Source organism: Oscillibacter sp. (assembly GCF_031978065.1).
Taxonomy (GTDB): Bacteria; Bacillota; Clostridia; order Oscillospirales; family Oscillospiraceae; genus Oscillibacter.
In genome coordinates this window covers 1-7,376 of record NZ_DALZCH010000138.1, presented here as the reverse complement: position 1 = coordinate 7,376, position 7,376 = coordinate 1, and the positions used below count along the sequence as shown (strand labels likewise).

The window sequence follows — 7,376 nt, the reverse complement described above, 5'->3', positions numbered from 1 at the left end:
TGTTACTTATCATAGCACGTTTTAGAGAAGAAGGAAATGGGTTTTTCGGTCCGTATAGAGAACATCGGGCGGGGACGCAAAGCGTCCCCGCCCGATGTTTCCTTTAGAATGGGAATGAAGCGATCAGAGATCGTCTTCTTCTCCCAAAACAAAGCTGTCTACCAGTGTTTTCAAGGTCTGCGCCTGTGCGGAAAGCTCTTCGCTGGCGGCGGCGCTTTGCTCGGCGGTGGCGGAGTTGTTCTGCACCACAGAGGCAATCTGGTCGATGCCTGTGGTAATCTGCCGGGCGAAGTGGGCCTGCTCGTCGGAAGCTTGCGCAATGTTGCAGATCTTCTTGTTAATGGACTCGGTATGCTGCACCACAGCGCCCATGGATTTGGCGGCGGTATTGGCAATGTGCGTGCCTGCCTGAATGGAGGTCAGTGCGTTTTCAATCAGGGCGGTGGTGCTTCTGGCGGCCTCGGCGGATTTTCCGGCGAGATTACGCACCTCGTCTGCCACCACGGCAAAGCCCTTGCCCGCCGCGCCCGCGCGGGCGGCTTCCACCGCCGCGTTCAGGGCAAGAATATTGGTTTGGAAAGCAATGTCGTCGATGGTTTTGATGATTTTCCCAATTTCATCGGAGGTGGCTTCGATTTCCTGCATAGCAGCGGTCATTTCCGCCATGCGGGCGTTGCTCTCGGAGATGCAGGCTTCGGTTTCCGCAGAGATGGAGCTGGCCTCGGCGGCATCCTGTGCGTTCTGGCGGACCTTGGCGGACAGCTCCTCAATGGCGGCAGCCAATTCCTCAGTGGAGCTGGCCTGTTCTGTGGAGCCCTGAGAAAGCGCCTGCGCGCCGTTAGCCACCTGCTCGGAGCCGCTGGACACTTCGTCCGAGGCCTGGCGGATATGCAACATGGTGCGGGTCATCGTTACCTGAATAGACATAAGCGCATCCTTGATTTTGGAAAACTCCCCTGTGTAGTCGCAGACCAAGGTGAAGCGCATATTGCCGGTGGAGAGCTGTTTCAAAACATCGGTAATCTCATTGATATAATTCATATAGGATTTCAGGCGGTCCACCGTGGCGCGCATGGAAAGGGCAAGTTCGCCAATCTCATCCCGGCTGGAAACCGAGAGTTCCACATTCAAGTCCCCATCGGCAATCTGAACCGCAGCGCGGTGAAGCTCACGCAGCGGGCGGACCAGCCTGCGGCTAAACAGCAGGGAAACAGCGGTGATGACGGCGACAAGCACAAGCGCCAGAAGAACATTGGACTGAATCATCCGCGTGGTGTCGGCATAGGCGGCGGATCGGTTTTGAATGGTAACCACGGCCCAGCCGTCGGACCCGCCGGGGAGAGAAATGGGCGCGTAGGCGTAAATCGCATTTTCGTCTGCTTGCTCCTGAATGCCGCTTTCACCGCTCAGAGCAGCAGCGGTCAGAGCCTTCAGCGCAGAGGAAAGCGCAAAATCCTCCTGAGACTCCTGATCGCCTGTGACCACCGTTTTGACGCCGGTTAGATAGTTGTACATTTCGGCCACCTGTTCCGCGTCCGGATGGGCCACCACGACGCCCTCTCCGTCCACAATGACGGAATAGGTGTCCTCCGTGTTATAGTCGTCCACAATCTCTTGAAGCTTTTCAAGGCTCAAATCGCAGCCCAGAACTCCCGACATCTGCTTGTCCGGGCCGGGGGCGTAGACGGGGTAAATGATGGAAGAGACGGCGCTTTTCGTATTGATGTCCAGATAGGACTTGGTGATGAAGGGCTGAGAGTCGGACATGATCTGCTTGAACCACCAGCGGTCTGCCCGGTTGCCAAGATTTCCGGAGCTTCGGGCGGTCTGCTCTCCGTCGGTACCCTGCTGATAAAACAGAATAAAATATGGGTTGTTTTCAAGAGTGGTGACCAGCGCACCGCGTTGTGCCTCCGGGTTCGGATAGCGAAGATCGCCGCTGTATGCAAGGACTTCGGCCACGGCGTAGGCCTTGTTCATGTATTCCGAAACCTGCGCCGCAACCCCGCCGGTCTTGCTCTCCAGAAGCCGATAGGAAGAGGTGTGCCCGGACGAGGTGGTGATAAAGCCGCCGATGAGGTTGGAAAGCAGCAGGGAGCCGACGCAGGATAAGACCGCCAAAAGGACAATCCGACTCTGAATGCCGGACCGGCGGACCCGCTTTTCTCGGCTTTTTTGGGGCTTTGCAAAAGCATTCTCTTTCAAAACAATACCCTCCCAAATCAATTTGCGTTTGGGCATTTGGAAATGCTCAAAAACAGGGGGACAGCCCACAACGCTGTCCCCCGTAAAGATTATGAGTTTCCCGCGTTCGCGGATGTAATCGCGAAAATGCCCGGGTGACTTTTTGCATTATACCATGCAATACCAAAATTCGACAAGTATAAAATGAAAAAAATAATGCAATTTTCATAAATTCATGTCACAAAAAGTGCATATGTGAGATAAAATGACGTAAAGCCCGGTTTAAAAGAGTGGACTCAGCCTTGCTATTGGGGTAAAAATGGTGCTTCCAATGCAAATTCTTCTTTGGCCTGCTGGAGAATTTTCCGATCTGCCTTGGAGGCAAGCTGTGTCTCGTCAAAGGCGGCAAAAAGGTCCGGACGGCGGGCCATGGTGCGCTTATAGCTCTCCTTCTTCCGCCAGGCGGCAACCTTGGCGTGGTCGCCGGAAACCAGAATGGGAGGAACCTCCCGTTCGTGCCACACGGCGGGGCGGGAGTATTGAGGATGCTCCAGAAGGCCGTCCCAGTGGGACTCCTCCGTGAAGCACTCCTCATCCGGCAGAACGCCGGGAACCATACGGCATACTGCGTCGCACACCGCCATGGCGGGAATCTCCCCGCCGGTGAGGACAAAATCGCCCATGGAAAGTTCCTCGTCCACGCACTCGTCCAAAAATCGCTGGTCCACACCCTCGTAGTGTCCGCAGACCAGAATCAAATGGTCGTACCGCTCCTTCAGTTCCCGGGCCACCGTCTGGGTAAACACCCGCCCGCAGGGGGAGAGATAGATGGTGCGTCCGGGGCCAAAGGTTTCCGTCACGTAGGCCCAGCAGCGGTAGAGTGGGTCGGCCTGCATCACCGCGCCCCGGCCCCCGCCATAGGGGTAATCGTCCACCTGCATCTGTTTATTGGTGGTATATTCACGAATCTGGTGGGACTTTATGACGATAAACCCGCGTTCCTGCGCCCTACCCAGAATGCTGACGTTCAGCATGGCGTCCACCGCCTCGGGAAACAGAGTCAGAATGTCAATCCGCATCGGTTTCCATTCCTTTCAGAATGTGGACCAGCATTTCATTCGCGTCTAAATCCACGGACTTGATGAAAACCTCCGGCACGGCGGGAATGAGGTAGGTGTGCGTGCCTGTCACCGTGTAGACCTTGCTGGCGGGATAGTCCTCAATCAAGGTCAGCTTGCCGAGAAGCTCGCCGGTGTCGGCATTTTTCACGTTCATGCCAAGAAGCTCGTCGTCAAAAGGCTCGCCGTCCTCTGTATCCTCCCGACGGATGAAGACAGGCTGCTCCTTATAAGAAAGAGCGGCGTTCATGTCGTCCACGCCGGGGAGCTTTAAGAGGACAAAGCTTTTGTGGACGTGATTTGCGGTAGGGACGATGGGAGTCTTGTCCTTGCCTAAATAAAAGGTTTCAAAGTCGGTGAGATAGGCGGGGTCGAAGCCTTGAGGCAGCAGTCGCACCTCGCCGCGGATACCGTGGGCATTGACAATGCGGCCGATTTGAATAAATTCCAGTTTCATTTGTAACTCCTTCCGGAAGTTTCACAGGATAATATAAAAGTATTATACCCAACCCACGCCAGATTGACAAGGGGCGGGAAGGCACGGAGCAATTCAGCCCTTTTCCGTCCGGCGGCGGACCTCCCGGACGGCGTGAAGGAGAAATTCCTCCGGTGTGGGTACGTTGTCGCTCCGCAGGACGGCGTTTTGTGCCCGGACGGTTTCAGCGGTGCGGGATGGGTTTTCGTAAGCGATATTGAGGGCGGACTGCATATCCCGACGAATTTCTTCCGTCGTGACACCATGTTTTTTGGCAAGCTGGCGGTAAACTTTTCGATTCATTTTTAATCTCCTTTATTGTGTGGTATTCCACACAATAATAACAGAGATTTTTCATATACTCAACACATATGTGTGATTTTCCACACAGCTTTGGAGTGATATGTGATGAATCAGAAAATCAAACAGGATTTTTGCATTGGTGCGAACCTGCGAATCTTGCGGATAAAGGCTGGGTTAACTCAGGAGCAGGTGGCGATTAAAATGCAGCTGTTCGGGCTGAACATGTCCCGGGATTTTTATGCCCACATTGAAAATGGGACCTATAACATCCGGGCCAGTGAGCTGGTTGCGTTGCGGTCTATTTTCCAGTGCGATTATGCTGATTTCTTCGTGGGGATGGATTGAGGGAGCGGTGATTTGGGCAGAAAACGAGGGAGGACGTATCCTCCCTCGCTTTGTTCAGTCCATGATATCCACGGAAACCTTTGTACCGGTACGCTGGGCATAGGAGCGCACCACGGTGCGAATCTCCTTTGCGATGCGACCCTGACGGCCGATGACCTTGCCCATGTCGTCGGGGGCGACACGCAGCTCCAACGTCAGCTCCTGCTCGCCGGGAATTTCCGTGACGGAAACGGCGTCAGGATCGTCCACGAGGTTTCTGGCGATATAGAGCAGCAAGTCCTTCATATCTGCCCTCCGGCTTAGAGGACTTCCACTTTTTTCAGCAAAGCCCGCACCGTGTCGGTGGGCTGGGCACCGGACTTAATCCAGGCCTGGGCGCGCTCAGCGTCAATCTTGATTTCGGCGGGGTTGACGCAGGGGTTGTAGGTGCCGATTTCCTCGATGAAGCGGCCGTCCCGGGGGAAGCGGGAATCGGCCACCACCAAACGGTAGAAGGGAGCCTTTTTGGCGCCGAGGCGGCGCAGTCTGATCTTAACCATAAATGTGTACCTCCAAAAAAATTGTCAGAAATTTTATCTATAAATGCGGCTGCACTTATATACTTGAACGGGCGTTACTTTTTTTTCCGCTTTTTCTTGCCCTGGCCGTGGCCCATGCCGCCAAAGCCGGTGAACCTGCCCCGGGACACCTGCTTCGTCAAATCCCGGACCATTTCAAATTGTTTTAAAAGCCGGTTGATCTCCACCACCGGGCAGCCGCTGCCCGCGGCGATGCGCCGCTTGCGGCTGGCATTCAAAAGATCGGGATTTTCCCGCTCCCGGGGGGTCATGGAGAGGATGATGGCCTCTGTATGAGAGAGAGCCTTTTCGTCCACCGTGGCGCCTTGCAGCTTATCGCCCATGCCCGGCAGCATCCCGGCAATCTGGCTCAGATCGCCCATACCCTTGAGCTGGCGGAGCTGGTCCAGATAATCCTCCAGCGTGAAGCTGTTTTTCCGCAGCTTTTCCTGAAGCTTTTTGGCCTGCTTTTCGTCGTAGTTTTGCTCCGCCTTTTCAATCAGCGTCAGCATGTCGCCCATGCCGAGAATGCGGGAGGCCATGCGGTCGGGGTGGAACGGCTCGATCATGTCCAGCTTTTCCCCGGTGCCCGCGAATTTCACGGGCTTTCCCGTGACGGCCCGGATGGAGAGGGCCGCGCCGCCCCGGGCGTCGCCGTCCAGCTTGGTGAGGACCACACCGTCGATGCCCAGCGCCTCGTCAAAGGCGGAGGCGGCGTTTACTGCGTCCTGACCGGTCATGGCATCCACCACGAGGAGAATATCGTTGGGACGGACGGCGGTTTTCATCCGCCGCAGCTCGTCCATCAGCACGTCGTCAACGTGGAGCCGTCCGGCGGTATCCAGAAGCACCAGATCGTTGCCATGGTCCCGGGCGTGGCGCAGGGCGTTTTCCGCGATTTTGACCGGGTCGCCCTGACCCTCGTCGTACACGGGCAAATCAAGCTGACCGCCCACGACCTTGAGCTGCTCCACGGCGGCGGGACGGTACACATCGCAGGCGACGAGCAGGGGGCGCTTGCCGTATTGCTTGCGCAGATAACCCGCAAGCTTTGCGCCGTTGGTGGTTTTGCCCGCGCCCTGAAGGCCCACCAGCATCACCACGGTTGGCCCGCTGTTGGCCATAATCAGGCGAGAGTCCGTGCCGCCCATCAGGGCGGTGAGTTCTTCGTTTACAATTTTAATGACCTGCTGGGCGGGAGTCAGGCTGTCCAGCACGTCGCTGCCGACGGCCCGCTCCGTGACCTTTCCAACAAAGTCCTTAACCACCTTGTAGCTTACGTCGGCTTCCAGAAGGGCCAGACGGACCTCCCGCATGGCTTCCTTCACGTCGGCCTCCGACAGGCGGCCCTTGCCACGCAGCCGTTTAAAGGCGGCGTTTAGTTTTTCTGTAAGTCCCTCAAATGCCATCTTTTACTCCCTGAGCGCATTGGCGGCAACCGCCACCGTATTCGCCAGCTCCCCAAGGCGGGGATCCTCGTATCGGCGGTTCAGCGCCTTAATTTCCGCAGCGGCGGCACAAAGCCCGTCCACCTGCGCGCGAAGCTGCTCGAACCGGCGGATGAGGCCCGTTTTGTCCTCGATTTCCTGCATCACGCCCTCCGCCCGGACAATCACATCCCGGACGCCCTGACGGGAAATGCCCGCGTTCTCCGCGATCTCAGACAGGGACAGGTCGTTATTATAATAGTAGTCAAAAAATTCGCGCTGCCGGGCAGTGAGCAGCTCCCCATAAAAATCGTAGAGCATGGTCATGCGATAGGTTTGATTTTTCAAAGAAAACGCCCCCTTACCGAATACTTGTAAAGTTATATGACTTTACAACGATATTCAGTTTACAGGAATCCGGGCGAAAAGTCAAGGGAAAAAGGGAAGAAAATTTCAGAAGTCCTGAAAAATGAGACTTGGTATAAAGCTGGGACGGCGATGGGCGCAATCGCCGTCCAAAAAGACGCTTCGGCGCAATATAAAAAGGAGGAAAATATGGTTTTTGACGCACATTCCGACATCTGGACTGACGTGACGGTGCGGCGGATGCGGGGAGAGAAAGACGTTTTTTGCAATCGCCATCTGGCTCGGCTGAAAAGGGGCGGGGTGGAGGGTGGTATTTTTGCCATTTGGGTGGATCCGCCCCACGACGCGGATCATGCGGCCCGCACCCGACAGATGATGGACTGCATCCGGGCGGAAATCGCCGAATCGACGGGGTTTCGCATTGTTCATACCCATGAAGAAATGCTGGAAGCGCGGCGGGAGTGCGTTTTTTATGTCTACATCGGCGTGGAGGGCATGGCCTGCGCGGGGGAGGACCCGGCGTGGCTTGATACATATTACGAGTTGTGTGCGCGGCACGCCATGTTGACATGGAACGAGGCCAACGCGCTGGGGGCGGGAG

General features: G+C 56.0%; 10 protein-coding genes. 2 read left to right on the top strand and 8 right to left on the bottom strand.

The window, feature by feature from the left end; all coding sequences use genetic code 11:
- Positions 1–123: 123 nt before the first annotated feature.
- The 4 genes from RTK01_RS15085 to RTK01_RS15070 all read right to left on the bottom strand — a co-directional run bounded on the left by RTK01_RS15085 (position 124) and on the right by RTK01_RS15070 (position 4,080).
- Positions 124–2,205 (bottom strand): methyl-accepting chemotaxis protein, encoded by a 2,082-nt coding sequence (locus RTK01_RS15085; RefSeq protein ID WP_312281760.1) that lies wholly within the window; start codon positions 2,203–2,205, stop codon positions 124–126.
- A gap of 284 nt (positions 2,206–2,489) precedes the next feature.
- Positions 2,490–3,263 carry a tRNA (guanosine(37)-N1)-methyltransferase TrmD gene (gene trmD, locus RTK01_RS15080; protein WP_312281759.1) on the bottom strand — a complete coding sequence of 258 codons (774 nt, stop codon included), beginning with the start codon at positions 3,261–3,263 and terminating at the stop codon, positions 2,490–2,492.
- Positions 3,253–3,759, bottom strand: coding sequence for a ribosome maturation factor RimM (gene rimM, locus RTK01_RS15075; protein ID WP_312281758.1), 507 nt, complete (start codon positions 3,757–3,759; stop codon positions 3,253–3,255). The genes trmD and rimM overlap by 11 nt, the downstream gene beginning before the upstream one ends.
- Positions 3,760–3,852: 93 nt before the next feature.
- Positions 3,853–4,080: a sporulation initiation factor Spo0A C-terminal domain-containing protein gene (locus RTK01_RS15070; protein WP_312281757.1), complete on the bottom strand. Its 228-nt coding sequence runs from the start codon at positions 4,078–4,080 to the stop codon at positions 3,853–3,855.
- Between the two features lie 105 nt (positions 4,081–4,185).
- Here RTK01_RS15070 and RTK01_RS15065 point away from each other — a divergent pair, with 105 nt between their 5' ends.
- Positions 4,186–4,425: a helix-turn-helix transcriptional regulator gene (locus RTK01_RS15065; RefSeq protein WP_312281756.1), complete on the top strand. Its 240-nt coding sequence runs from the start codon at positions 4,186–4,188 to the stop codon at positions 4,423–4,425.
- Between the two features lie 54 nt (positions 4,426–4,479).
- Here RTK01_RS15065 and RTK01_RS15060 read toward each other — a convergent pair whose 3' ends face one another.
- The 4 genes from RTK01_RS15060 to ylxM all read right to left on the bottom strand — a co-directional run bounded on the left by RTK01_RS15060 (position 4,480) and on the right by ylxM (position 6,757).
- Positions 4,480–4,710, bottom strand: coding sequence for a KH domain-containing protein (locus RTK01_RS15060; RefSeq protein WP_293010380.1), 231 nt, complete (start codon positions 4,708–4,710; stop codon positions 4,480–4,482).
- A 14-nt stretch (positions 4,711–4,724) separates the two neighbouring features.
- On the bottom strand, positions 4,725–4,964 hold the full coding sequence (gene rpsP / locus RTK01_RS15055) for a 30S ribosomal protein S16 (RefSeq protein ID WP_312281755.1): 240 nt from the start codon (positions 4,962–4,964) through the stop codon (positions 4,725–4,727).
- Between the two features lie 74 nt (positions 4,965–5,038).
- Positions 5,039–6,391, bottom strand: coding sequence for a signal recognition particle protein (ffh, locus tag RTK01_RS15050; RefSeq protein WP_312281754.1), 1,353 nt, complete (start codon positions 6,389–6,391; stop codon positions 5,039–5,041).
- 3 nt (positions 6,392–6,394) lie between these two features.
- Positions 6,395–6,757, bottom strand: a complete 363-nt coding sequence (gene ylxM / locus RTK01_RS15045; protein WP_312281753.1) for a YlxM family DNA-binding protein — start codon at positions 6,755–6,757, stop codon at positions 6,395–6,397.
- Between the two features lie 207 nt (positions 6,758–6,964).
- Here ylxM and RTK01_RS15040 point away from each other — a divergent pair.
- Positions 6,965–7,376: membrane dipeptidase (locus RTK01_RS15040; protein ID WP_312281752.1), on the top strand; the 412-nt coding region annotated here is incomplete at its 3' end.

Excerpts from the sequence above, each read along its gene's own strand:
- ffh (WP_312281754.1), bottom strand. The coding sequence starts at position 6,391 with ATGGCATTTGAGGGACTTACAGAAAAACTAAACGCCGCCTTTAAACGG.
- rpsP (WP_312281755.1), bottom strand. The coding sequence starts at position 4,964 with ATGGTTAAGATCAGACTGCGCCGCCTCGGCGCCAAAAAGGCTCCCTTC.
- RTK01_RS15070 (WP_312281757.1), bottom strand. The coding sequence starts at position 4,080 with ATGAATCGAAAAGTTTACCGCCAGCTTGCCAAAAAACATGGTGTCACG.
- rimM (WP_312281758.1), bottom strand. The coding sequence starts at position 3,759 with ATGAAACTGGAATTTATTCAAATCGGCCGCATTGTCAATGCCCACGGT.
- RTK01_RS15060 (WP_293010380.1), bottom strand. The coding sequence starts at position 4,710 with ATGAAGGACTTGCTGCTCTATATCGCCAGAAACCTCGTGGACGATCCT.
- RTK01_RS15065 (WP_312281756.1), top strand. The coding sequence starts at position 4,186 with ATGAATCAGAAAATCAAACAGGATTTTTGCATTGGTGCGAACCTGCGA.
- trmD (WP_312281759.1), bottom strand. The coding sequence starts at position 3,263 with ATGCGGATTGACATTCTGACTCTGTTTCCCGAGGCGGTGGACGCCATG.